The organism is Chryseobacterium mucoviscidosis (genome assembly GCF_002177115.1).
Taxonomy (GTDB): Bacteria; Bacteroidota; Bacteroidia; order Flavobacteriales; family Weeksellaceae; genus Chryseobacterium; species Chryseobacterium mucoviscidosis.
The window spans coordinates 135,626-158,223 of sequence record NZ_MVAG01000091.1; the positions used below are offsets into that span (position 1 = coordinate 135,626).

General features: G+C 35.1%; 30 protein-coding genes. 2 read left to right on the top strand and 28 right to left on the bottom strand.

Annotation, left to right across the window (positions count from 1 at the left end):
- Positions 1-2 precede the first annotated feature (2 nt).
- The 8 genes from B0E34_RS06305 to B0E34_RS06340 all read right to left on the bottom strand — a co-directional run bounded on the left by B0E34_RS06305 (position 3) and on the right by B0E34_RS06340 (position 6,194).
- Positions 3-1,517 carry a polyamine aminopropyltransferase gene (locus B0E34_RS06305; RefSeq protein WP_087707967.1) on the bottom strand — a complete coding sequence of 505 codons (1,515 nt, stop codon included), beginning with the start codon at positions 1,515-1,517 and terminating at the stop codon, positions 3-5.
- Complete coding sequence (locus B0E34_RS06310) at positions 1,510-1,725, bottom strand: DUF350 domain-containing protein (RefSeq protein WP_076391900.1); 216 nt, start codon at positions 1,723-1,725, stop codon at positions 1,510-1,512. Before B0E34_RS06310 ends, B0E34_RS06305 begins: the two co-directional genes overlap by 8 nt.
- An 11-nt stretch (positions 1,726-1,736) precedes the next feature.
- Positions 1,737-1,934 (bottom strand): hypothetical protein, encoded by a 198-nt coding sequence (locus tag B0E34_RS06315; RefSeq protein ID WP_228423024.1) that lies wholly within the window; start codon positions 1,932-1,934, stop codon positions 1,737-1,739.
- A gap of 3 nt (positions 1,935-1,937) precedes the next feature.
- Positions 1,938-3,410, bottom strand: coding sequence for a DUF4178 domain-containing protein (locus tag B0E34_RS06320; RefSeq protein WP_087707970.1), 1,473 nt, complete (start codon positions 3,408-3,410; stop codon positions 1,938-1,940).
- Positions 3,411-3,413: 3 nt separating this feature from the next.
- Positions 3,414-3,773: an S-adenosylmethionine decarboxylase family protein gene (locus B0E34_RS06325; RefSeq protein WP_087707972.1), complete on the bottom strand. Its 360-nt coding sequence runs from the start codon at positions 3,771-3,773 to the stop codon at positions 3,414-3,416.
- 24 nt (positions 3,774-3,797) lie between these two features.
- The gene (gene ctlX, locus B0E34_RS06330) at positions 3,798-4,721 is read right to left on the bottom strand and encodes a citrulline utilization hydrolase CtlX (protein WP_087707974.1); all 924 of its coding nucleotides are present in this window, start codon (positions 4,719-4,721) and stop codon (positions 3,798-3,800) included.
- Between the two features lie 32 nt (positions 4,722-4,753).
- Positions 4,754-5,134 (bottom strand): hypothetical protein, encoded by a 381-nt coding sequence (locus B0E34_RS06335; protein WP_165762955.1) that lies wholly within the window; start codon positions 5,132-5,134, stop codon positions 4,754-4,756.
- Positions 5,135-5,279: 145 nt separating this feature from the next.
- Positions 5,280-6,194, bottom strand: a complete 915-nt coding sequence (locus B0E34_RS06340; protein WP_087707978.1) for a dimethylarginine dimethylaminohydrolase family protein — start codon at positions 6,192-6,194, stop codon at positions 5,280-5,282.
- Positions 6,195-6,507: 313 nt separating this feature from the next.
- On the opposite strand from B0E34_RS06340, the gene B0E34_RS21275 reads away from it, so the two are divergent.
- Positions 6,508-6,669, top strand: coding sequence for a hypothetical protein (locus B0E34_RS21275; protein ID WP_165762956.1), 162 nt, complete (start codon positions 6,508-6,510; stop codon positions 6,667-6,669).
- Between the two features lie 139 nt (positions 6,670-6,808).
- Here the strand turns inward: B0E34_RS21275 and B0E34_RS06345 are convergent, their stop codons facing one another.
- The 9 genes from B0E34_RS06345 to B0E34_RS06385 form a co-directional block, all read right to left on the bottom strand.
- Positions 6,809-8,095 (bottom strand): citrate synthase, encoded by a 1,287-nt coding sequence (locus B0E34_RS06345; RefSeq protein WP_076391888.1) that lies wholly within the window; start codon positions 8,093-8,095, stop codon positions 6,809-6,811.
- Between the two features lie 90 nt (positions 8,096-8,185).
- Positions 8,186-9,478 (bottom strand): phosphopyruvate hydratase, encoded by a 1,293-nt coding sequence (eno, locus tag B0E34_RS06350; RefSeq protein WP_076391886.1) that lies wholly within the window; start codon positions 9,476-9,478, stop codon positions 8,186-8,188.
- 103 nt (positions 9,479-9,581) lie between these two features.
- On the bottom strand, positions 9,582-10,868 hold the full coding sequence (locus B0E34_RS06355; RefSeq protein ID WP_087707980.1) for a Dyp-type peroxidase: 1,287 nt from the start codon (positions 10,866-10,868) through the stop codon (positions 9,582-9,584).
- 7 nt (positions 10,869-10,875) lie between these two features.
- Positions 10,876-12,150: a hypothetical protein gene (locus B0E34_RS06360; RefSeq protein WP_087707982.1), complete on the bottom strand. Its 1,275-nt coding sequence runs from the start codon at positions 12,148-12,150 to the stop codon at positions 10,876-10,878.
- 75 nt (positions 12,151-12,225) lie between these two features.
- Positions 12,226-12,975 carry a YEATS-associated helix-containing protein gene (locus B0E34_RS06365; protein ID WP_306460657.1) on the bottom strand — a complete coding sequence of 250 codons (750 nt, stop codon included), beginning with the start codon at positions 12,973-12,975 and terminating at the stop codon, positions 12,226-12,228.
- 201 nt (positions 12,976-13,176) lie between these two features.
- Positions 13,177-13,869 carry a sensor histidine kinase gene (locus tag B0E34_RS06370; RefSeq protein WP_228423025.1) on the bottom strand — a complete coding sequence of 231 codons (693 nt, stop codon included), beginning with the start codon at positions 13,867-13,869 and terminating at the stop codon, positions 13,177-13,179.
- 67 nt (positions 13,870-13,936) lie between these two features.
- Entirely contained in the window at positions 13,937-14,554 is a 618-nt protein-coding gene (locus B0E34_RS06375; protein ID WP_123891925.1) for a hypothetical protein, read from the bottom strand.
- A gap of 44 nt (positions 14,555-14,598) precedes the next feature.
- Positions 14,599-15,351 (bottom strand): hypothetical protein, encoded by a 753-nt coding sequence (locus B0E34_RS06380; protein WP_087707990.1) that lies wholly within the window; start codon positions 15,349-15,351, stop codon positions 14,599-14,601.
- 5 nt (positions 15,352-15,356) lie between these two features.
- Positions 15,357-15,989, bottom strand: a complete 633-nt coding sequence (locus tag B0E34_RS06385; RefSeq protein WP_087707992.1) for a response regulator — start codon at positions 15,987-15,989, stop codon at positions 15,357-15,359.
- A 182-nt stretch (positions 15,990-16,171) separates the two neighbouring features.
- Here B0E34_RS06385 and B0E34_RS06390 point away from each other — a divergent pair, with 182 nt between their 5' ends.
- Entirely contained in the window at positions 16,172-16,591 is a 420-nt protein-coding gene (locus B0E34_RS06390; protein ID WP_087707994.1) for a hypothetical protein, read from the top strand.
- A gap of 55 nt (positions 16,592-16,646) precedes the next feature.
- On the opposite strand, the gene rplQ is transcribed toward B0E34_RS06390, so the two are convergent.
- The 11 genes from rplQ to rpsE all read right to left on the bottom strand — a co-directional run bounded on the left by rplQ (position 16,647) and on the right by rpsE (position 22,591).
- A complete protein-coding gene (rplQ, locus tag B0E34_RS06395; RefSeq protein ID WP_076391872.1) occupies positions 16,647-17,171 on the bottom strand; it encodes a 50S ribosomal protein L17 in 525 nt (174 codons plus the stop codon).
- 6 nt (positions 17,172-17,177) lie between these two features.
- Complete coding sequence (locus B0E34_RS06400) at positions 17,178-18,173, bottom strand: DNA-directed RNA polymerase subunit alpha (protein WP_062162712.1); 996 nt, start codon at positions 18,171-18,173, stop codon at positions 17,178-17,180.
- A gap of 33 nt (positions 18,174-18,206) precedes the next feature.
- Positions 18,207-18,815 carry a 30S ribosomal protein S4 gene (gene rpsD / locus B0E34_RS06405; protein ID WP_029297746.1) on the bottom strand — a complete coding sequence of 203 codons (609 nt, stop codon included), beginning with the start codon at positions 18,813-18,815 and terminating at the stop codon, positions 18,207-18,209.
- 19 nt (positions 18,816-18,834) lie between these two features.
- A complete protein-coding gene (gene rpsK, locus B0E34_RS06410; RefSeq protein ID WP_002983263.1) occupies positions 18,835-19,224 on the bottom strand; it encodes a 30S ribosomal protein S11 in 390 nt (129 codons plus the stop codon).
- A 12-nt stretch (positions 19,225-19,236) separates the two neighbouring features.
- The gene (gene rpsM / locus B0E34_RS06415; RefSeq protein ID WP_076391870.1) at positions 19,237-19,614 is read right to left on the bottom strand and encodes a 30S ribosomal protein S13; all 378 of its coding nucleotides are present in this window, start codon (positions 19,612-19,614) and stop codon (positions 19,237-19,239) included.
- A gap of 9 nt (positions 19,615-19,623) precedes the next feature.
- Entirely contained in the window at positions 19,624-19,740 is a 117-nt protein-coding gene (rpmJ, locus tag B0E34_RS06420; RefSeq protein ID WP_007839480.1) for a 50S ribosomal protein L36, read from the bottom strand.
- Between the two features lie 64 nt (positions 19,741-19,804).
- Positions 19,805-20,020 (bottom strand): translation initiation factor IF-1, encoded by a 216-nt coding sequence (gene infA, locus B0E34_RS06425; RefSeq protein ID WP_055861802.1) that lies wholly within the window; start codon positions 20,018-20,020, stop codon positions 19,805-19,807.
- 3 nt (positions 20,021-20,023) lie between these two features.
- The gene (secY, locus tag B0E34_RS06430; RefSeq protein WP_087707996.1) at positions 20,024-21,403 is read right to left on the bottom strand and encodes a preprotein translocase subunit SecY; all 1,380 of its coding nucleotides are present in this window, start codon (positions 21,401-21,403) and stop codon (positions 20,024-20,026) included.
- 9 nt (positions 21,404-21,412) lie between these two features.
- Positions 21,413-21,862, bottom strand: a complete 450-nt coding sequence (gene rplO / locus B0E34_RS06435; protein ID WP_087707997.1) for a 50S ribosomal protein L15 — start codon at positions 21,860-21,862, stop codon at positions 21,413-21,415.
- A 19-nt stretch (positions 21,863-21,881) separates the two neighbouring features.
- Positions 21,882-22,058 (bottom strand): 50S ribosomal protein L30, encoded by a 177-nt coding sequence (gene rpmD, locus B0E34_RS06440; RefSeq protein ID WP_007839493.1) that lies wholly within the window; start codon positions 22,056-22,058, stop codon positions 21,882-21,884.
- Between the two features lie 11 nt (positions 22,059-22,069).
- Positions 22,070-22,591 (bottom strand): 30S ribosomal protein S5, encoded by a 522-nt coding sequence (gene rpsE, locus B0E34_RS06445; protein WP_047401284.1) that lies wholly within the window; start codon positions 22,589-22,591, stop codon positions 22,070-22,072.
- Between the last annotated feature and the right edge of the window lie 7 nt (positions 22,592-22,598).

Sequence of the window (22,598 nt, forward strand, 5' to 3'; positions counted from 1 at the left end):
TTCTATTGAACTTTACCCCATTCTTCATCAAAATACCGTACTAAAATCTGGTTATCCAATCGATTGACTTCGATATCTTTAGCCTTCATATCTTTTGTAAAGTAAGAAAGTTGTGAGAAATTGTAATCATAAAATTTCAGATTCGGAATTTTACGATAGATTTTATTGTTGATCGGTTCAAAAGAAGCCATTGAAAATCCCCATTCTCCGAATGACGGAACATACGTGTGATACGCGGAAGTAAAAGGAAAAATCTGATTAATTGTTTTCTCAATACACCAGAAAGATTTCGGAGCAAAGTAAGGAGAAGTTGTCTGCACCACAATTTTTGTATCTAAAGTAGTCAGTCTTTCCAGTTCTTTATAAAACTGTAAAGAATACAATTTTCCTAAACTGTAATTAGACGGATCCGGAAAGTCAATAATGATAACATCGTATTTTTTTGAGTTTTCTTTCACCCAGATGTAAGCATCTTTATTTATCACTTTCAACTTTGGGTTAGATAAAGAGCTTTGATTCAATTGGCGCATGGTTTCATTATTCCTGAAAAAATCTGTCATTTCTCCATCCAAATCCACCAGAGTGATGTCTTTTACTTCTTTGTATTTTAAAACTTCACGAACTGCAAAACCGTCTCCGCCACCGAGAATTAAAATATGATCGATCTTTTTAGCCATCGACATCGCAGGATGAACCAACGCTTCGTGATAACGGTATTCATCTACTGAAGAAAACTGTAAATTATTATTCAGATATAATCTGAATTCGCGGCTGTTTCGGGTTAAAACGATTCTCTGGTACGGCGAACTTTTGGTGTAAACGACATTTTCGCCGTATAATTTCTCTTCCGAAAATGATAAAATTCTGTCCGAAAAAATAAAGAGAATAACAAGCAAAAGAAAGGCTCCGATTGATTTAACTCTTAATGAAACTGGTTTTGAAAGTTCTTTTTTCAGATAGAAACATAAAAATATGGCAATTGAAATATTAACCAAGCCAAAAAACAAAGGGGTTTTTACGATTCCTAATTGCGGAATCAGTACCAAAGGAAACAGAATAGAAGCCAATAAAGCTCCGATATAATCAAAAGCGAAAACATTTGAAACGAGATCTTTGAACTGAACCCTGTCTTTTAGAATGTTCATCAACAACGGAATTTCTACTCCGACCAAGCATCCCGTAAAAAAGACAAAAAGGTATAAAACGGCTTCAAAATGCGCCAGAGTATTGAACAGAATAAATAAAACCACAGAGCTTATTCCACCGATAATCCCGACCAGAATTTCAATTTCTATGAATTTATCAATTAAATTTCCTTTGATGAATTTGGCAAAATACGATCCGACTCCCATCGAAAAAAGATAAACTCCGATGATGAAGGAAAACTGCTTCACAGAATCGCCCAAAAGGTAGCTCGCCAAAGCTCCCGCCACCAATTCGTAGATCAGTCCGCAGGTTGCGATGACAAACACCGAAAACATCAAAAGCAGTTCAAGAGGAATCCTCTTTTTATCCATGAATCGCTGCGCTTATGATAATTGAAATCCCGATGATAAATGCTCCGAAAATAATCGCCAAAGCAGTATTTTTATTGTGCGCGATTTCGTGCCATGTTTTTTCCGGCGTTAATTTTTCAATAATTAGATAGCAAACCAGCAATATTGCAATTCCCAGGAAGGAATAAATCACTGAATTGATGACCGGTAAAAAATTGATCTGATCCATAGTTTATATTTTTATTTGTGATAATATCTGTAATATCCCACTCCGGAAGAGTGGTGTCTTCTTGTGGTTCCGTCTCTGTAGGTTTCTGTTTTTTCGCAGTCGCAGAACTGGTTGCCGTCAAAAGTGAGATAAGTAAACCAGCCGACAAAAAAAACTCCAATGAGACAGAGAATCCAGTGTTCTTTTATGTAATTAATAATAGTTTCCATCATTTATGAGTAGGTGTAAGGTGAATTTGAACTGTTGAACCATTTTGATCTTTCGAAAGATTTTCTTCCGAACCAGACTGCTGCAACAAACCCGATGATAAACAAAAGAACAAACACAAAATTCCTGAAAGAGACAGGAAGCCATTCTGCTTTAATTTTAACAGATTTGTTGTCGGTTAACTCTGGTGTTGTCGTTCCGGCTGCAAGATTGGTATTCAAAAGGGAGTCGATATCCGCTTTTCCTAACGTCTGATGAACAAACTGTCCGAGGCTGCTTACTGTGTCTTCCTTTATCATTTTAGAGTCTCCGAAAGCCGTTGTTTCCATCGTATTGTTGTTGGTAACATTAATGGTTCCGTTGTTATCTCTGGATAAGGTTAAACTTCCGTCTTGGGTCGCGTAATATGATGGAGGCATAACCTTTGGAGTTTCCTGTTTTTCTGCCGAAATAATAAAGTGGTATTTTCCGGGAGCAACTCCGCAGAAATTAAAACTTTCATTCTTTCTTCCTTCGCTCCAGTTTTCACCGTCTTCATAACCGTGGTATTCCTCGATGTCTTTTGAAGCAAACACAATTTCGTTGGTTTTCTCGTTCACCAATCCTAAACCGACATTTGCCCATGAATTATCCACATTGGAATATACCTCAACTTTTAACGGGGCAGAACCGCCTGATAAATCAAAGCTTTTACTGACCATTTCTTTATTGCGGACATCTGCAAAATTAATTTCCTGCTCGAAAACCGATTTATTGGTTCTCGTCCCGACTACATACAATTGGATCAGACTAATTAGTAATGCCGAAACCGCCATAATATTAATGGTGTGTTTTACATTTACATAAAACGGCTGAACAATTCCTATTCCTAAATAATTGGGAAGGTTAGAAATTCCGAACGCTTTTTTTACTTTGTATTTTGAGATGTGTTTGCCGAAGAAGAATTCATTTTTTCCCTTCGACTGCTCCTGAGAAATCATCTGAGTTGCATTCACATATTCCTTGTATGTTGTCAGTCCTAAATTCAGTTTATCTTCAAAAAAACCTGCAGCAGAATGAATGGTGCATTCTGTAGTTTCATACCACCGGTAATTTCTTCCGTGCAGTTCCACTGCTTTTCCGTTCATCTTTTTCTTTACATCCATTGCATTAATGATATGAAGAAAAGTCCAGTGTCCATCACTCTCACTTAAAAAAGCATCTTTTCCTTTTGTATCTTTTAAATAATATTCTCTCCAAAAGATACTGGTTCCGTATTTGCGGATGATAATTCCGGTGACGGTATATTCTGTATTGTCGATGATTCCTTTCTGCCCGAAATCCAATACTACATTTTCTGTAGGAATTTTAATGTGTTTCTGATGTTTATTATTTTCGACATCAATAAGATAAGAACAGGTCTTACAGACGTATTCTTTTATATCGAAAGTAAGATCCAGCTTATTTCCGGATTCGCAGGCGGGACAAACGTAAAACATTTTTTATCTGTAAATTTTGTGTTTCTGAATGGTTTTAGCTTTAAAATATTCTATTACTTCATCTGCAATTTTTTCAACTTTTTCTGTGTTATCCTGCAGATAATTGCAGAGAAAAACATCAAAAGTAAGTTGTTTAAATTCCGGCCACGTATGAATACAAAGGTGAGATTCTTTAAGACAAACCGCGGAAGTAAAGCTGTTATTTTCAAAAATATGACTGGTAATTCCTACAATTTCCACGTCTTTTGTTGCGAGCATATCTCTGGTAAATGCCAAGAAACCGTCACCGTCTATTAACAAAGCTTCTGACTCCGTTTCCAAAGTCAGAAGAATATGTAAACCTTTGCTGGTTAATGATTCCAATTCAATGTATTTTCAGCAAATATATTATTTTTTTGGTAAGAAAACTTCTGCAAGCATACAACGCGCACTTCCACCTCCGTTTACTTCAATTGTGTTTAGATCAGAATAAATGATTTCACAGTATTTTTCAATCGCTGCAACCTGATCCTGATGTAAGGATTTATAAGCGGTTTCGCTCATCACCAAAAATTTCTGTCCGTCTTTATTATTTACCTGAAGCATATTTCCGGCAAACTGCTGCATCTGCTCTTCAGAAATTTCAATGATTTCTTTTCCTGAATTTTTAATGGTTTCAATGACTTTGCTTCTTTCGAGTTCATCATCGATACAATCCAGACAGATTACCACAAATTTATCTGCTACACACATCATCACGTTGGTGTGGTAAATCGGAAGTCTTTCTTCTCCAACGGTTTGGAATGAATGGAAGACAACCGGCGTAAAACCGTACTTTTCGCAAAATTCTCTGAACAGGTTTTCATCCAGTCTTAAAGAAACCGAACCGTAAGCAATTTTGTTATCGTGATCGAAGATCATGCTTCCTGTTCCTTCCAAAAAATGTCCCTGTGTTTCAGGAAAAGACCAGTCGTCGATTTCAGCGACTTCAAATCCCTGTTCTTTGATGGTTTCAATGATATCGTCCCTTCTTTCCACTCTTCTGTTGGAAGCAAACATCGGATATAAAACCACTTTTCCGTCTTTGTGAAAACTTACCCAGTTGTTCGGGAAAATAGAATCCGGAGTATGTGGATCCAATGTATCTTTTATGGTGATGACATTGATTCCTTTGCTTCGTAATTTTTCAACAAAAGCTTTAAATTCAGACAAAGCTTTGAACTGGGTATCGAAACCTTTCTGCTCTACCTGAAAATAATTGTTTTTTGCCGTTTCTGCATTAAATCCGAATGCAATCGGCTCTATCATTAGTACTGTATCTGTTGTCTGCATACTTTGGGTTTTATTTTAATTATCAAAACTTTTTACTGTGTTGAAATTTCTGCTTTAACTTTAATGAGTTCGTAAATTTTTCTTGTATTTTGAGAAACTTCCGTCCAATTCCCAACAGACTTATATTCGCAAACCAAATTCATGTTTTCTTTACCAAACTTCAATTTAACATTTCCAACATAATCAGTCGCGAGAACGTTTGTAAACTTAGGATTTGTCACAGATTCATATATATACTTTGCCAAACTATCTTTTTCAGCTTTGGTAATATAGATTTTATATTTCTGAACTTTTTCGATTTTATACTGAGGAGGAATGTCATAATACTCTTTGGTATAAATTACATTTTCATAATTCATTGAATCTGAAAGCTTAGAGATCGTAATTGTTTGGCGGTCGGTTTTGATTTCCAAGTTTTCCCAATCCTGATAAAATTTTTTATCCTGAGCATTTTCTATCTTTTTTGAACAAGATATTATGAATAGTAAAAGAAAAAATAATTTAAAATTCACTGATATAATTTTCCTGAATACAATAATTTCAAATTTTCAAATCCTTTTACTCTCTAACAAGTGGCATTGTAGAACATCTCAACAATCCCCCCATTTTGGAAATCTCGCGGTATGGAATTTCTTCAACGGTCATTCCCCATGCGTTTCTGAGGTGATTGTTCATTCTGGTGAATGCTTTGTCGGAAACTACGATTTCAGGAGAGATTGAAAAAATATTCGGGAACATCTCAAACATTTCCTCCGCTGTAACGTGAAAACAGTTTTCTTCACCGAAAATATCAATAATCAGGCGGTAATCGCTTTCGTCTACAAACCCGTCTTTGTAAATAATACATTTATCTTTTCCGATAGGATTGAATGTACAATCCAGATGTAAAATTCCTTCATACGGTATTCTGTCGTTCTTTTTCAGCTCCAGATCAATGATTCTTTTTTTAGGAAAGTATTCTTTCAGAATTTCGATGGCATATTCATTGGTTCTTGCCGTTTTATAACTTCTGTAATCTTCACTGAAACATGTTCCGATAAACAGAAAATCGTCCCAGACAATAACATCTCCACCTTCAATGTGTGCTGTTTCCGGAAGATTAATTATTTTTCTCCACGCCACTTTTTCAAAAACCGTTTTATAAGCTTCCTGTTCGTCTGCGCGGTCTGCAATAACGTTAGAGATAATCATTTTATCATCAATTACAAAGGCAACGTCTCTTGCAAAAACCTGATTGTAATCTGCAATGATGTCCGGACGAAGAACTTCTACGTCATATTTTTTTAAAACCGCTTCAAAAGCGTTCATTTCATGGATGATATCCGATTCTTTCGGATAGATGTTATTTTCGATAGAATGATACGATTTTGCATCATAACTTTCCTCTAATGTAGGAACTGCTCCCATTGAATTGGGCTGCCCTAAAACCACTGATTTCAGCCTGCCCGTTTCGTTTTTTATATTTAGCTTCATAAAGATTTATGCAATGCTACAAATATAAGTAAAGGACTGAATCTGGGAAACTTTTGTCCTGTTTTTAGGCGATCTGCGCAATATAAATCTATGAAATAATCTTCTTACAGTTTTTTACTTCAGCAGATTGATAGACTAAAGCATTTATTCACTTAAATAAGCGATTTTATCAGATAATTTTATTCACAATAATTGGTTATGAATTATTTTTTGATAAAATGTAAAAAGTTTTAATTAAAATTCCTACCTTAGTGATATAATTTCTATAGAAATTAAAACATAAAGTATTAACAATCAAACACCAAAAAACATCATGAACACAAAAAAATCTGTGCTTCTTAAAGCACAAAAATTAGGCAGAGAGCAACAAAAAAACATCATTGGAGGAGCAACCACCGCAAGACGTTGCTGCGAATATGATGATGTAACAGGAAAATGTACACTATGGACTTGCGACAGATGTCAATGTCCATAACAGAAAATTAGACATAAAGCCTGCTTTTGAAGCAGGTTTTATTTTTTATGCCCTTTAAAAAGAAGCGTATATTCATTTATATTAAATAAAAAAAATCCCAAAGCAAGCTTCAGGATTTTTGTTTATAGTAAGATATTGATTATCTGTTAACCATATCGATATAGTCTCTTTTTGGAGCCCCTTGATATACCTGTCTTGGTCTTCCGATCGGATCTCCTTTCAGTCTCATTTCTTTCCACTGAGAAATCCATCCCGGTAATCTTCCTAATGCGAACATTACGGTGAACATTTCTGTAGGAATTCCTAATGCTCTGTAAATAATTCCTGAATAGAAATCTACGTTTGGATATAGTTTTCTTTCTACGAAGTATTCGTCTTCAAGAGCTACTCTTTCCAACTGCATTGCAATATCAAGCGCTTTATCCTGAATTCCTAATGCATTAAGGATATCATCAGCAGCTTTTTTGATGATTTTTGCTCTCGGGTCGAAGTTTTTGTATACTCTGTGTCCGAATCCCATTAAACGGAAGTTATCGTTTTTATCTTTAGCTTTCGCAATGTATTTAGATACATCTCCTCCATCTTTTTCAATCAGTTCAAGCATTTCGATAACCGCCTGGTTTGCTCCACCGTGAAGTGGTCCCCAAAGTGCAGAAACCCCTGCAGAAACTGAAGCGAAAAGACCTGTATGCGCAGAACCTACCATTCTTACTGTAGAAGTAGAACAGTTTTGCTCGTGATCTGCGTGAAGAATTAATAGTTTATCTAAAGCACCTACTACGACAGGATCGATTTCAAATTCCTGATTTGGCATTCTGAAAGCCATTTTGTAGAAGTTTTCTACATAGTTCAGGCTGTTGTCTCCGTGATTAAGAGGCAATCCCTGAGTTTTTCTGTACGTCCATGCGCAAAGGTGAGAGAATTTTGCAATTAACAATTCTGCCGCATGATCCATTTCTTCTTTAGAATTTACGTTAACTGCTTTTGGATTAAACGCCGTTAACGCAGAAGTTAAAGAAGATAAAACTCCCATTGGGTGAGCAGAACGAGGGAAAGCATCCATGATCTTTTTCATCTCCTCTGCTACGAAATTATATTTTTTAATGTTTGATTCGAAAGAATTGTACTGATCCTGAGAAGGCAATTCACCGTGTAATAAAAGATACATTACTTCCGTGAAGTTGGATTTCTCAGCGATCTGCTCGATAGGATAACCTCTGTAGAATAATTCTCCTTTGTCTCCGTCTAAGTAAGTGATGTCACTAAGTGTAGCTCCGGTGTTCTTATACCCTAAATCAAGAGTGATTAGACCTGTCTGGTCTCTTAATTTTGAAATATCGATTCCTCTGTCTCCGATAGTACTATCCACAATTGGATATTCATATGAATTACCGTCGTAATTCAATATTACCTTGTTGTCTGACATTATTTAATTTATTTTTTTCTAAATATACTACTTATTACAAAATACGGCAAACTAAAAATTTCGCTTGCCGTTATTTATAAATTCGATTAATTATCTTTTGATTTTAAAAGCATCTAAGCCTGGGAAAACTGCGGTTTCACCAAGAGCTTCTTCAATTCTCAACAATTGGTTGTATTTCGCCATTCTGTCTGATCTTGAAGCCGATCCTGTTTTAATCTGTCCGCAGTTCATTGCTACTGCCAAATCTGCGATTGTAGAGTCTTCAGTTTCTCCTGATCTGTGAGACATTACAGAAGTGAATCTGTTGTTCTGTGCCATTTGTACCGCTGCCATTGTTTCAGAAAGCGATCCGATCTGGTTTACTTTTACCAAGATTGAGTTTGCAATTCCTTCTTTTACTCCTCTTGACAGTCTTTCAACATTGGTTACAAATAAGTCGTCTCCTACCAACTGTACTCTGTCTCCGATTTTATCGGTTAACATTTTCCAGCCTTCCCAGTCGTTTTCCTGCATTCCGTCTTCAATTGAAATGATCGGATATTTCGCTGCCAATTCAGCAAGATATGAAACCTGCTCGCTGCTTGAGAACTGAGCGGCATCCGGCGTCTGGAATTTTCTGTAATCGTAGATTCCGTCTTTGTAGAATTCGGAAGCTGCACAGTCAAGCGCCAACATAATATCGTCACCCGGCTTATAACCTGCTTTTTCAATAGCCTGAAGTAAAGTATCCAAAGCATCTTCAGTTCCTTTGAAAGTTGGTGCGAAACCTCCTTCATCACCTACCGCAGTAGATAAACCTCTTGAGTGAAGAATCGATTTAAGATTGTGGAAAATTTCCGTTCCTTTTCTCAATGCGTGAGAGAAAGAATCTGCTTTTACCGGCATGATCATAAATTCCTGAAACGCAATCGGCGCATCGGAGTGAGAACCTCCGTTGATCACGTTCATCATCGGAACAGGAAGGGTGTTTGCATTGACACCGCCAACATATTTGTACAAAGGCATTTTCAATTCTGCTGCTGCTGCTTTAGCCGCTGCCAAAGAAACACCAAGAATTGCATTTGCTCCAAGATTTCCTTTATTATTGGTTCCGTCAAGATCGATCATAATCTGGTCGATAAGATTCTGATCGTATACAGGAAGACCTACCAACTCGGGCGCAATCACTTCTCTTACATTCTCAACCGCTTTAAGAACTCCTTTCCCCATATATTCTGAACCGCCGTCGCGCAATTCCACCGCTTCATGTTCTCCTGTAGAAGCTCCGGAAGGTACCGCAGCACGTCCCATCGCACCGCTTTCCGTGAATACATCTACTTCAACTGTAGGATTTCCTCTTGAATCCAAAATTTGTCTCGCTTCTATGTAAGAAATGTAACTCATTGTTCGTTTTTTTATAGTTCAGACAAATTTAATCAATTTTTAACTTTTTAAAGCAAATGAATGGGAATTTATGGGGTTATTGTGAGTTAAATTTTAGTTAATTTTAAAGATTCTTCAGATAATCAATTGATGGGGCAAAAAAATATTCACCTCCTTTTAAGGTTACGAAACTCCGGAAGTTTACTTTTTCAGTTTCTTCATTTTCCTGTTTTTCTTCAAAACATGAAGCATTGGCGACGAAGGCAGCATTTTGTCCTATAATTGGATCTTTCATATTATTGGCTCTCAACTGGGATGCTTCAAACTGATTCTGAATATTACTCTGAAAGCTCATAAACAAAAGTCCCTTTTTCTCTTTTGTGTCTTCAATGTCGGTAACGCGTCCATAAGGTATTGCTCTTCTTGCCATAATCATGGTACGGGAATCTTTATCACGTTCATTTGTAGCTCGGATATGGCTTAGAAAAGGACATTTTCCTTCGGAACCAGTCGGATAATTGAAGTTATTGGTAAGATTATCTATAATTCCATCTTTTTTTGATAAAATATGAGGTGTTCCATCTTCAAATCTTCCTACCATTACTGCTCCCACAATTTCATCATCTTCCAAATTCATCATTTCAGCAATATGCCTTTCCTGTTTTTTAAAGCCTTTTACATCCTGTTCCAGTTTTCTGAAGACAAGAAAACTACCGTATGCATTATCACTATCTGTAAAGGGATCTTTATACAGTACCTGTGATAATGAAAACTCCGGATTAAACACTAGATTTCCAGAATATTTTTCTTTGTACTCTTCTATCTCTTCCTTGAAAAAGAGAGGCTGGCTAATTCCATCCGCATATCCGAAATGCTCAATACCATCTCCATCGCTATTTCTAATGACATTTCCATTCTCTATTTTCAGAATTTGTGAAAAATGATTTAACTCTTCTACAAAAATCTGTTTTTGTTTCTGAAGAGTGTCGTAATCATCATCACCAATCAGAAGCATTGCATGAATATTTTCCTGATATCCTTCTTCCCAGTCTTTAACATGTGGATCATTCAGTTTAGCATCCTTCATACTGGATAAAAAATTAGCATTCGCTCCCAGATAATCATATCCCTCACGCGTAAGATAAAGCCCGAGAAATACACCACCGGAAACACCATTTTTTTTGAATTGCATAGTTTCTTTCAACTGCTTTTTACAGGAGGTGATCTTTTCTGAAAAATTTTTAAGCCATTGCTTTGCGTCAGTTCTGTTATTTCTATAAAATCTTACAAAGATGTGTGCTGTAAAATTTCTGCCGTGTCCTTTTAGGATATTTCCCTGTAGATTTTCAAATAATTCATCATAAGATAGATCATTTATATCTACAGGCTTTTTGTTTTTTAAAGTAATCATGATATTTTTATTTTAGAGATACTGCGTTAACTTTTGAGAGGTTATAGGTGATTCCGATGAAATGACCGAATTTGAATTGCTTAACCATGGGAATCTGTCCACTGGCTCCAAGATCATAAGCTTGTCCTTTCTCGAATCCTCCCGCTAAACGATCAACAACCCCCATGCTTAATCCTCCTGAAAGAATCCATCTTTCCTGTCTTCCCATAATAAGTCCTCCTCCGAGAATTACCTGAAATTTTTGATTTTGGGTGAATATAAATCCGAAATTTATTTGGGGCTGTATCCATGAGTTCCATCTGAAATTTGTATTTACTGTAGATCCGAAGGCAAAGTCATAACTTCCTTGTTTCTTTAAGGCAATCTGCTTTTGCTCCGCATTTCCCGGAATATCTCTTTTTTCAAATTCTTCATCATACAAGCTGGTAAGGAAAACACCTGCACTGATATCTATTTTTAGCCCTCCTCGTATCCAGATATTGTATTTCCCATAATTTCCGTCTTCCTTTTTTGTTTTTTTATCTAACCTTTTTATGGTAAACTCTACCGCATCTATATTTTTTCCCTGAATATCTCTTGGAAGCGTATACATGATATTTGAAAAGAAAAATTTACTTTCAAATGTTTTTAGCAACTGCTCGGATTTTTCAATGCTGTATTTGATCAATTCTTCGGAAGCTTGTTTTTGGGCTTCTGTTATTGCATTTGCATATTTCTTACCCTTTCCCTGTTCCAGACAGGCTTTGTATTTTTCGGCTTCATAATAATCCTCTTTCAAAGCAGTAAATAAAGAATCTCTTGTTTGGAAAAATTCTTTTCCGAGACTTTCTTTAGACACATTTTCGAGTTCGAATTTATCTATAAAAATCTCCAGATCATCTATCTTCTCACTCAACTCTTTACTTTTCGAAGGAAGTGAAACGTAAGTTGTAACATCATACTCTAGCTTAAGTTCTTTTTCTGAGCTTTTACTTAATAAGGCAATATTTTGATTGATGGTAGCGGTATCCATAAAGTAGGTTATGTTGTTATCATTTATTGTGTATTCATACTTTAACGGATTGATATTTTTCAATTCTACCGCGATTAATTCCCGCGGTTTTATTGAAAGCCATCTGCTTTCACATTTAGAATCATCTTTCTCTTTATTTCTATAATTTAAATCTAATATTACAGGACATTTCTCAGGAGCGGAAACATCGATAGTTAGGACTTTAGTTTGTTGCGCATCCCATAATTGATTCGCAATAAAACACATAATCAGTAAATAAAAAGTTTTCATGGCTATTTGTTTTAAAGGTTATTAAATTTTTATCGAAAGGATTTTGAATTTCAACAATATCCTGTCTGGACATTTTTATTTTTTATTATTCGCTACATTAAGCTCACCTATTCCTTTCACGAACGTATTAATGAGGGTTTCAATAATTTTTTTAGAAAACAAGGCACAAAGCAAACAGTAGCACGCAAACACAAAGTAATCCAGATAGGTATTAAATTCTAAGACTTTACTATCTCCCGCTTTTAAGATTAAAACTGCAAAAAATGATGAAATTACTCCGAAAAGTATTCTTGAGACAGACTTATTCTTTTCCTCTTCAATCTTATCTAATAACACCTCCATTTTATTTTCTACATTTTGTATCGCTTCTGTCATGGGTTTTACTTCAGAAGCAGCAATGCCTTGATTTTCAAATTTTTCACATAACTCCTTCATTTCTAATGCTTCCTTTTTAACTTCATTATTAGCTTGCAGCATATCTTCTAAATACCGGTAATATCCACTCGCTAAACCTCCCAAAATACCGCATACAATAATAATGATGCATAATTTTAGCGGCGCATTGTGTGATGATTTTTTTTCCGGAAAGATTAGGGTATTTTTTTCTTTTTGTATTTCCTTGAATTTATTAATGTTTACTTTTAAATTCTGTTCCAGGACAGGTTTTACTTTCGGTTGGTCAGTAACCGCAATTAGTTTCAAAATATCATTATTTTGATTCTGAAGGGTAATTTCTATTTTTTCTACCTGAGCAGAGTCATCTTTTAAAACTTTATTTTTATATAAAGTATTATCATTTGGCTCTCCAATAAAATAGAGTGTCACTCCTCCCAAAACACAGATTAAGATCAGCAGTAAAGCAGTCCAGTTATACTTTTTCTGATTTAAAGTTTTCATGGCTATTAATTTTTAAGTTGTTCATCAAAGTTCCTTTAAAAACAAACCTCTGTCAATTACACAAAAGGGTGATTTAAAATAAAAACAGCACCATAAAATGATGCTGCTTGTATTCAATATTGAAATTTCTTATAAATCGATTCTGAAAAACAGATGTGTTCCGTTTTCTGTGGTGACTTCGCAGTGTCCGTTTTGTTCCTGCATTCTCCGTTTCATATTTCGGAGTCCGTTTCCTTCTGATTTTTCGTGGTTAATTCCTATTCCGTTGTCGGAGATTTTCATCATGAATTCTTTGTCTTTCTGGATGAATGACAATTTAATCTGATTGGACTGGCTGTGTTTGTAAGCATTGTTCAGGGCTTCTTTTAAACATAGAAATAAATTTCGTCTCTGTTCTGTGGTGATTACTGTTTCCAAAACAACGTTTTCGCTTTCCGTGAGCAGGAGAATTTTTGTTTTTTTCAAAAAATTTTGTGCATACATTTTTGAATAATCGATGAAGCTTCCCAAAGTATCGTTTCCGGAGTTGAGACTCCAAAGCATTTCCCGCATGGAAAGATTCATTTCTTCGGAGGTTTTCAGGAGTTCATCGATGTCATTTTTAAGATCATCATTTTCGGCTCGTTGTTTTAAAAATTCTGCCTGCAATTTTAAAGCTGAAATTCCTGCACCGAGATCATCGTGCATATCGTGGGAAATTCTTTCACGCTCTGCTTCTATAGATTTTTGTTTTTCTAGTTCTTTTTGGAGGAGCTGGTTTTGGTGTTCGGATTCTTTGAGTTGTTTTTCTTTGAGATAGAGAAGTTGTCTTCTATTGTACATTAAGACAACAAAAATTATAAATACCACAAAGAAAAGTATTATAACTAAAGCTAAAATATAAGTACTTTTAATTATTTGAGGTAGTTCCTCTTTTAAAATTATGCTCATACTTAGATAAAGAAATAAAAATTGATAAATACAGAATTATATTCACTACATCAAAATTACTTTTAATAAAGTTTGAAAACTCTTTATCATTGTTGTAAAAATAATACATAGGTAAACATCTAAAAATACCAAAACAACTCCATAAAAGTAAACCTGAACTGATCCAAAAATTGGGATCATTAAAAATTTCATCATCATTCACTGAAAAAAGTTTATTATAATACCAGATTATTGAATGTATTATTAAAAATAACATAACTGCAATCGCAATTTTTTCATCAAAATCTAATCCTAAGAATTTGGTAAAAAATATTATAAATAATAGACAAATCAATAATAATATTTTAGATAAAGCTTTTGAGATTTTAGAATAAAAATTTTTAGAATAAAAAAAATAAAAGAATACAGTAACAAAAATCAAATATAAATTATACTGTAATCCTATCAATATACTTTCATCAATCTTATCAACAACAAATGAATAGCCTTCAACCAAAACTGTTATAAAAAGAAAAAAAAATAAATTATTCTGGGCAGAAAAACCATTTTTTTCACCCAGAATAAAAGATTTAATCAATACTATGATTAAAAGAATATTGTATAAATAATGTATTATCAACATTAAGGTTTTAAGTTTCCTAAATCATAGTACCCAGAATAAACAAGTTCTATCTTTCTACTCTCAATATCTATTTCTACATGATGTAATCTATCAAAGTCTCTTATATAAACATTTAATCCTAATCTAAAAATATTAGGTGTTGTTAAATCAGCATCATGATCATCAAGTGAACATACAAGCTCGAAGTTTAAATCTTCTTCAAAATCATTAAAGTTTCGGATCTGCGTCATATCATAAGTTATATATTCAGTTATCATGCTTAAATTCTTTGGGAGTGCAGCTCTAATTAAATTATTTAAATTCCCATTTCTATAATTTTCAACAATACTCGTAAAATTAGTGGTCGCTAAATCTAACTGTGTAACAGTCCCATCACTCTTCAATAAGTACGCATTATCATTTCCTAATTCTAATGTACCACCAGTAGTATCAAATTTCTTAGTATCTGAAAATCTAAAAATAAGATTTAAGTCCCTACTCTCTTCAATGAAAAAAATATGCATATATGAATTGTTTACTCCATCATTAATAGCCTTATTAATAATTCTATTAATTTCATCTTTTAAAATTAGAAATTCATTTTTTAAATATAGCCTTTGCTTTGTAAAATATTCTTCAAATCTTTTTTTATCATCCATGTGTCTTTCTAAACTTATTGGCTTAGAAATAAACATTTTTACAATATCCTTTCGTCCTATAATTTGATATAGATCTAAAAGATTGTTACTTTCCAAATTCAATTTGACACCCATAATTCTCAGTTTTTAAAATGGTTAAATTTATTAATAGCCTCCACTTTGTTGTTAACGTGGAGTTTTCTGTAAATGTTTCCGACGTGTTTTTTTACTGTATCAATGCTGATGAATTTTTTATCCGCGATTTCTTTGTAGAGCAATCCTTGCGATAAAAGCTCCAGTACTTCTTTTTCTCTTTCCGTAAGTTCATCATACCCTTTTATTTCTGGGAGTTTTCTTTCGAAGTGGCTGAGAACTTTTCGGGCAATCGAGAAACTCATGGGAGCACCACCGTTGTAGACATCTCTTATTGAGGAAAGGATTTTATCCATGCTTTCCCCTTTTACAAGGTAGCCCATTGCGCCGGCTTTTAAGGAATTGAACACTTTTTCATCATCTTCAAAACTGGTACACATGATAAACTGTGTTTGAGGCAATCCCTTCCTAAGCTTTTCAATAATTTCAATACCGAGCATATCCTGTAACTGAATATCCATCATTACCACATCCGGAGAAAGATCAGAAAGATTTTTTAAAGCTTCATTTCCATCAAAAAACTGCGCAACGACTTTCATGTCATCCTGATAATTGATGACTTTCTTCAACGCATTGTTGTAGTTTTTTTCGTCTTCTACTATGGCTATGGAAATGCTCATGTCGGTAATTTTGTTTAAGACAAATTTCAACAGAAAACAAAACAGAGTCAATTACCCTTTTGTGTAATTTTCAGAGTTTGAGTTCATGGCTTTTTGGTTTAGTTTTTGTTTTTATTAAATTTAGTAAAAATTATTTTACAAACGAAAATATTTAACAATCAATATATTAAAAAATTAAAATCATGAAAAATGTACTTTTCATCGCTATTTCAGCGATTTCTCTATCGTTATTAAGCTGCAAAAAAAGTGAAGAAGGGAATAAAAATGTTATAAAAGCTAACGATTCGGAAGCTATCTTGGCAGATAACGGTAAAATAGACTCTACAATAAGTTATGATACGGATATTAACGGCAAGAAAAGTATAAAAACAGATTATGTATACAAAGCCACCGACGGAAGCCTCGCAAAAGTTGTTTTTAATTATGAAGAAAAAACAATGAGCATAAGAAGTAATAATAAAACTTTCATATTAAATAAAGTAGAATCCAAAGGGAATGAAACCACTTATGAAAAAATGGATATGAAGGCTACGGTAAAAAGAGACAGCTTAATTCTTGATCAGGGAAACAACATCATCCAGCTTGTAAAAACCAAAATATAAAGCATAAAAAAACCGTTCAGCAATCTGAACGGTTTTCTTTTATATCTGATGAATATTATTCTTCAGTCTTTTCTTCTGTAGAATCTGCAGCTTCAGCCGTTGGCTCAGCAGCTTTTTCTTCTACTACAGGAGCTTCAGCTACTACAGCTTCTTTCTTAGCTGTTGCAGATCTTCTGCTTCTTCTTGTCGCTTTTTTCTCTTCCGCATTTGGATTGTAAAGCTCATTGAAGTCTACCAATTCGATAAGAGCAGTATCAGCAGCATCACCTGGTCTGAATCCTGTCTTGATGATTCTTGTATAACCACCGTTTCTCTCAGCGATTTTTGGAGCTACAGTTCTGAACAATTCAGCAACTGCTTCTTTATTTTGAAGATATGAAAAAACAATTCTTCTGTTGTGTGTAGTATCTTCTTTTGCTTTTGTTAATAGAGGCTCAACATATACTCTTAAAGCTTTAGCTTTAGCTACAGTAGTGTTGATTCTTTTATGCTCAATTAGAGAACAAGCCATATTAGAAAGCATAGCACTTCTGTGAGAAGCCGTTCTTCCTAAGTGATTGAATTTTTTACCGTGTCTCATTATTAATTATTTATCAGCGTCTAACTTATATTTTGCAACGTCGAAACCGAAGTTAAGACCTTTTGAATGCACTAATTCTTCTAGTTCTGTCAAAGATTTTTTACCAAAATTTCTGAATTTCATCAAATCAGACTTACTGTAAGAAACCAATTCTCCAAGAGTTTCCACTTCAGCCGCTTTCAGACAGTTAAGGGCTCTTACGGAAAGATCCATATCTGCTAATTTAGACTTAAGGAGTTGTCTTGTATGAAGAGTTTCCTCATCATATTGGATAGATGCTTTTACGGCTTCCGTTTCAAGCGTGATTCTCTCATCTGAGAACAGCATGAAGTGATAAATTAATATCTTAGAAGCTTCTGTTAAAGCATTCTGAGGACTAATAGATCCGTCAGTTTCTATATCTAATACAAGTTTTTCGTAGTCTGTTTTTTGCTCTACACGATAATTTTCAATGCTATACTGTACTTTCTTGATTGGCGTGAAAATAGAGTCTATCGCAATAGTACCTACCGGTGCATTGTTTGACTTATTTTGTTCAGAAGGAACATACCCTCTTCCTTTTTCTATATTGAAAGTAATTTCGAAAGTTACATCACTGTTCAGGTTGCAGATCACCAAATCCGGGTTTAATACCTCAAATCCGTTCACAGACTTACCTAAATCACCAGCAGTAATAACCGTTTGACCTGAAACTTTAGCAACAACCTGCTCATTAGACTGGTTTTCTGCCGTAGCTTTTAATCTTACTTGCTTAAGGTTAAGAATAATTTCGGTAACGTCTTCGATTACTCCTGGAATAGTTGAAAATTCGTGCTCTACACCTTCTATTTTGATAGATGAAATAGCATATCCTTCCAGAGAAGAAAGCAACACTCTTCTCAAAGCATTACCGATTGTAAGCCCGAAACCTGGTTCTAGTGGTCTGAATTCAAACTGACCTCTAAATTCATCAGAGTTAAGTAAAATTACTTTATCGGGTTTTATGAATTGTAAAATTGCCATATTATTGGGTTGAGCAAAAATTTGATTAAAAAATTATTTAGAGTAAAGTTCGACGATAAGCTGTTCCTTGATGTCTTCCGGAATTTGGATTCTCTCAGGAGCAGAAACGAAAGTACCTTCTTTCTTCTCATCGTTGAATTGTAACCACTCATAATTTGCTTTAGAAGCTAATGCGTTTGTAACCACTTCAAGAGACTTAGACTTTTCTCTTACCGCAATTACATCACCTGCTTTTAGCAAATAAGATGGAATATTTACCAGCTCTCCGTTCACAGTAATGTGTCTGTGAGAAACAAGCTGTCTAGCAGCAGATCTTGTTTTAGCAAAACCTAATCTGTATACTACGTTATCCAATCTGGATTCGCAAAGTTGTAATAGAACTTCACCTGTTACCCCTTTACTTCTGTGTGCTTTGTCGAATAAGTTAGCAAACTGTCTTTCTAAAATACCGTAAGTATATTTAGCTTTTTGCTTTTCAGCTAACTGAACTGCGTATTCAGATTTTTTAGCACCTCTTCTTTTGTTAGGACCGTGTTGTCCTGGCGGTTGGTTTTTTCTTTTCTCGAAGTTTTTGTCATCTCCGTAGATTGCAGCACCAAACTTTCTAGCAATCTTAGTTTTAGGTCCAATATATCTTGCCATAATGGGTAAATTCTAAAAATTAAACTCTTCTTCTTTTTGGTGGTCTACATCCATTGTGCGGCATAGGAGTCACATCAATGATTTCGCTAACTTCAATTCCTGAATTGTGGATGGATCTGATTGCAGATTCTCTACCTGCACCCGGACCTTTCACAAACACCTTAACTCTTCTTAATCCAGCTTCGTGAGCTACAGCAGAGCAATTTTCAGCTGCCATCTGAGCAGCAAATGGAGTATTCTTTTTAGAACCTCTGAAACCCATTTTACCGGCAGAAGCCCAAGAGATAACCTCTCCGTTTTTATTTGTTAAAGAAATGATGATGTTATTGAAAGAAGCTTGAATATGAGCTTCACCAATAGCTTCAACTTTTACTTTTCTTTTCTTAACTACTTTAGTTTGTTTTGCCATAATTCCTAACGATTATTTACTAGCTTTTTTCTTGTTAGCAACAGTTTTTCTCTTTCCTTTACGGGTTCTAGAGTTGTTTTTCGTTCTCTGGCCTCTTAAAGGTAATCCAAGTCTGTGACGTATTCCTCGTTGGCATCCTATGTCCATTAATCTCTTAATGTTCAATTGCACTTCAGATCTTAATTCTCCTTCTACTTTTACGTTTTCAGAGATGTATGTTCTGATTGCAGCCAATTCATCGTCATTCCATTCGTTGACTTTCTTGTCTTCGCTGATACCGGCAGCTTTAAGGATTTCTGAAGCAGTGCTTCTTCCCACCCCGTAGATGTAAGTTAAACCGATAACGCCTCTTTTGTTTTTTGGTAAATCAATACCTGAAATTCTCGCCATAATTTAATTTTAGCCTTGTCTTTGTTTAAATTTTGGGTTCTTTTTGTTGATTACGAATAGTACACCTTTTCTGCGTACGATTTTGCAATCAGCGCTTCTTTTTTTAATTGATGCTCTTACTTTCATTTTGATAGTATTTATTTTTTAACAATAGCCAAATGGAACGGATGCTCCATTTGGCAGATTGTTTTTAATATCTAAATGTAATTCTCCCTTTTGTTAAATCGTAGGGAGACATTTCCAATTTCACCTTATCACCAGGTAAAAGTTTAATATAATGCATTCGCATTTTACCAGAAATATGAGCGATGAGTACATGCCCATTTTCAAGCTCTACACGGAACTGGGCGTTCGAAAGTGCTTCCGTAATAACGCCGTCTTGTTCAATATGTTTTTGTTTCGCCATAAATTAATATCCAGTCGTTCTTGATAATTTAGACTGCATTAAGCCATCATAGTGATGGTTCAGCAGATAAGTATTAATCTGTTGAACGGTATCTAAAATTACTCCCACCATAATCAATAGTGATGTTCCCCCGAAAAATAGGGCGAACGCATCTGTCTGAACAAAGGTTCCATGCACAATTGCAGGAAGGATTGCAAAGATAGACAAAAATATTGCACCTGGCAAGGTAATTTTTGATAAAATATCATCTAAATAATCAGCCGTCTCTTTTCCGGGTCTTACTTTCGGTACTAAACCTCCGTTTCTCTTCAAATCATCAGCCATCTGGTTCACCGGAATTGTAATTGCAGTATAGAAAAACGAGAAGATAATAATTAATAGCGCGAACAATACGTTGTACTGCCAGCTAAAAACATTCTTGAAACCTGCAAGAAAAGTATTGGACTCATCCACTTTCGTCAATAAACCAGGTACGAACATCAATGCCTGAGCAAAGATAATCGGCATTACACCGGCTGCATTCACTTTCAATGGGATCCACTGTCTCGCTCCCTGCATAAGATTTCTGTTTACACCTCCTCTTGCCTGAGCTCTGCTTACATACTGAATAGGGATTTTTCTAACAGCCACGGATAATACCACAGCTAAAAGAACAACCAACATCCAGAAAATTACTTCAATAAGGATCATGATAGATCCCATTCCACCTTTTCCGTTCTGCACTGCCATTTCCTGAACGAATGCTTCCGGTAATCTTGAAAGAATCCCCACCATAATAAGGATAGAGATACCGTTTCCGATACCTTTGTCGGTGATTTTTTCACCTAACCACATTGCGAATACTGAACCGGCAACCAAAATAACAATACTTGGCAACCAGAACATAATAGAATTTGGCTCTACATAATATGCAGATGAGAACTGAGTATACGGTAAAAACAACTGAGTGATCGATGTTAAATAAGAAGGTGCCTGTACAAGACAAACTCCGATTGTTAACCATCTTGTGATCTGGTTCAATGTATTTCTACCAGACTCTCCATCTTTCTGAAGCTTCTGAAGATAAGGAATAGCCATTCCCATCAACTGAACAATAATAGAAGCAGAAATATAAGGCATGATACCTAACGCCATTACGGAAGCATGGCTGAAAGCTCCCCCCGTAAACGACGAAAGCAAGCCAAGGAGACCTGCTCCTTGCTTGTTACCGCCTTGATTTTTATAATGCTCTAAGAGATCTCCTACTTCCGCAAGGTTAATTGCAGGTAATGAGATATAAGATGCGAATCTATACACAAGGATAATTCCTAAAGTAAAGAGAATTTTATCTCTAAGTTCTTTAAGACTCCAAATATTTTTGAGGGTTTGTATAAATTCTTTCATTAGTGATTATTATAAGGTAATTGCTTTTCCACCTGCCTTAGCGATAAGCTCTTCAGCAGATTTAGTGAACTTGTCAGCAGAGATTGAAACCGCAGATTTCAATTCTCCTCTACCCATAATTTTCACTAATTCGTTTTTAGTAATTAAACCATTCTCAATCATAACTTCTCTTGTAATATCTCCTGTGATAGATTTATTTTCAATTAAAGTCTGGATTGTATCAAGGTTAACTCCTCTAAACTCTTTTCTGTTTACGTTTTTGAATCCGAATTTCGGTAATCTTCTCTGTAAAGGCATCTGACCTCCTTCAAAACCGATCTTCTGAGAATAACCAGCTCTTGCTTTCTGTCCTTTGTGACCCTTAGTAGCAGTACCTCCTTTTCCGCTACCTTGTCCTCTACCAATTCTTTTTGAATTGAAAGTAGATCCTGCAGCTGGCTTTATGTTGTTTAAATTCATTTTAAAATTATTTTAAAAATTATTTTTGAACTTCAAGTAAGTGACTAACTGCAGCTATCATTCCTAAGATAGAAGGAGTAGCTTCGTGTTCTACAACTTGGTGAAGTTTCTTAAATCCTAATGCTTCAAGCGTTCTCTTTTGGGTTTTTGTTCTTCCAATAGCGCTTCTTACTTGCTTTACTTTGATTGTTGCCATTGTTTTATATATTAACCGTTAAACACTTTACTTAGAGAAACTCCTCTCATTCTAGCGATTTCTTCAGGTCTTCTGATATCCAATAACGCTTTGAAAGTAGCTTTCACCACGTTGTGAGGGTTAGAAGATCCTTTAGATTTTGAAAGGATATCGTGAATACCAGCAGACTCCAATACCGCTCTTACCGCACCTCCGGCGATAAGTCCTGTACCGTGAGAAGCAGGTCTTAAGAAGATATCTGCACCTCCGTATCTAGCAGTAGTCTGATGAGGAATTGTGTGGTTCATTACAGGAACTTTCACAAGGTTTTTCTTAGCGTCTTCCACTGCCTTAGCAATTGCAGAAGCAACCTCTTTAGATTTTCCTAATCCGTAACCGATAACTCCATCTTCGTTACCTACAACTACGATAGCAGAGAATCCGAAAGCTCTACCTCCTTTAGTTACTTTTGTTACTCTGTTAACAGCTACGAGACGATCTTTAAGTTCTAATCCTCCCGGTTTTACTCTTTCTATATTATCTAGTCCTAACATATTTTCC

Bases quoted from the DNA above. Each gene is read 5' to 3' on its own strand.
- B0E34_RS06305 (WP_087707967.1), bottom strand. From the start codon at position 1,517: ATGGATAAAAAGAGGATTCCTCTTGAACTGCTTTTGATGTTTTCGGTG.
- B0E34_RS06310 (WP_076391900.1), bottom strand. From the start codon at position 1,725: ATGGATCAGATCAATTTTTTACCGGTCATCAATTCAGTGATTTATTCC.
- B0E34_RS06315 (WP_228423024.1), bottom strand. From the start codon at position 1,934: ATGGAAACTATTATTAATTACATAAAAGAACACTGGATTCTCTGTCTC.
- B0E34_RS06320 (WP_087707970.1), bottom strand. From the start codon at position 3,410: ATGTTTTACGTTTGTCCCGCCTGCGAATCCGGAAATAAGCTGGATCTT.
- ctlX (WP_087707974.1), bottom strand. From the start codon at position 4,721: ATGCAGACAACAGATACAGTACTAATGATAGAGCCGATTGCATTCGGA.
- B0E34_RS06340 (WP_087707978.1), bottom strand. From the start codon at position 6,194: ATGAAGCTAAATATAAAAAACGAAACGGGCAGGCTGAAATCAGTGGTT.
- B0E34_RS21275 (WP_165762956.1), top strand. From the start codon at position 6,508: ATGAACACAAAAAAATCTGTGCTTCTTAAAGCACAAAAATTAGGCAGA.
- B0E34_RS06345 (WP_076391888.1), bottom strand. From the start codon at position 8,095: ATGTCAGACAACAAGGTAATATTGAATTACGACGGTAATTCATATGAA.
- eno (WP_076391886.1), bottom strand. From the start codon at position 9,478: ATGAGTTACATTTCTTACATAGAAGCGAGACAAATTTTGGATTCAAGA.
- B0E34_RS06355 (WP_087707980.1), bottom strand. From the start codon at position 10,868: ATGATTACTTTAAAAAACAAAAAGCCTGTAGATATAAATGATCTATCT.
- B0E34_RS06360 (WP_087707982.1), bottom strand. From the start codon at position 12,150: ATGAAAACTTTTTATTTACTGATTATGTGTTTTATTGCGAATCAATTA.
- B0E34_RS06370 (WP_228423025.1), bottom strand. From the start codon at position 13,869: ATGTACAATAGAAGACAACTTCTCTATCTCAAAGAAAAACAACTCAAA.
- B0E34_RS06380 (WP_087707990.1), bottom strand. From the start codon at position 15,351: ATGGGTGTCAAATTGAATTTGGAAAGTAACAATCTTTTAGATCTATAT.
- B0E34_RS06385 (WP_087707992.1), bottom strand. From the start codon at position 15,989: ATGAGCATTTCCATAGCCATAGTAGAAGACGAAAAAAACTACAACAAT.
- B0E34_RS06390 (WP_087707994.1), top strand. From the start codon at position 16,172: ATGAAAAATGTACTTTTCATCGCTATTTCAGCGATTTCTCTATCGTTA.
- rplQ (WP_076391872.1), bottom strand. From the start codon at position 17,171: ATGAGACACGGTAAAAAATTCAATCACTTAGGAAGAACGGCTTCTCAC.
- B0E34_RS06400 (WP_062162712.1), bottom strand. From the start codon at position 18,173: ATGGCAATTTTACAATTCATAAAACCCGATAAAGTAATTTTACTTAAC.
- rpsD (WP_029297746.1), bottom strand. From the start codon at position 18,815: ATGGCAAGATATATTGGACCTAAAACTAAGATTGCTAGAAAGTTTGGT.
- rpsK (WP_002983263.1), bottom strand. From the start codon at position 19,224: ATGGCAAAACAAACTAAAGTAGTTAAGAAAAGAAAAGTAAAAGTTGAA.
- rpsM (WP_076391870.1), bottom strand. From the start codon at position 19,614: ATGGCGAGAATTTCAGGTATTGATTTACCAAAAAACAAAAGAGGCGTT.
- rpmJ (WP_007839480.1), bottom strand. From the start codon at position 19,740: ATGAAAGTAAGAGCATCAATTAAAAAAAGAAGCGCTGATTGCAAAATC.
- infA (WP_055861802.1), bottom strand. From the start codon at position 20,020: ATGGCGAAACAAAAACATATTGAACAAGACGGCGTTATTACGGAAGCA.
- secY (WP_087707996.1), bottom strand. From the start codon at position 21,403: ATGAAAGAATTTATACAAACCCTCAAAAATATTTGGAGTCTTAAAGAA.
- rplO (WP_087707997.1), bottom strand. From the start codon at position 21,862: ATGAATTTAAACAACATAAAGCCAGCTGCAGGATCTACTTTCAATTCA.
- rpmD (WP_007839493.1), bottom strand. From the start codon at position 22,058: ATGGCAACAATCAAAGTAAAGCAAGTAAGAAGCGCTATTGGAAGAACA.
- rpsE (WP_047401284.1), bottom strand. From the start codon at position 22,591: ATGTTAGGACTAGATAATATAGAAAGAGTAAAACCGGGAGGATTAGAA.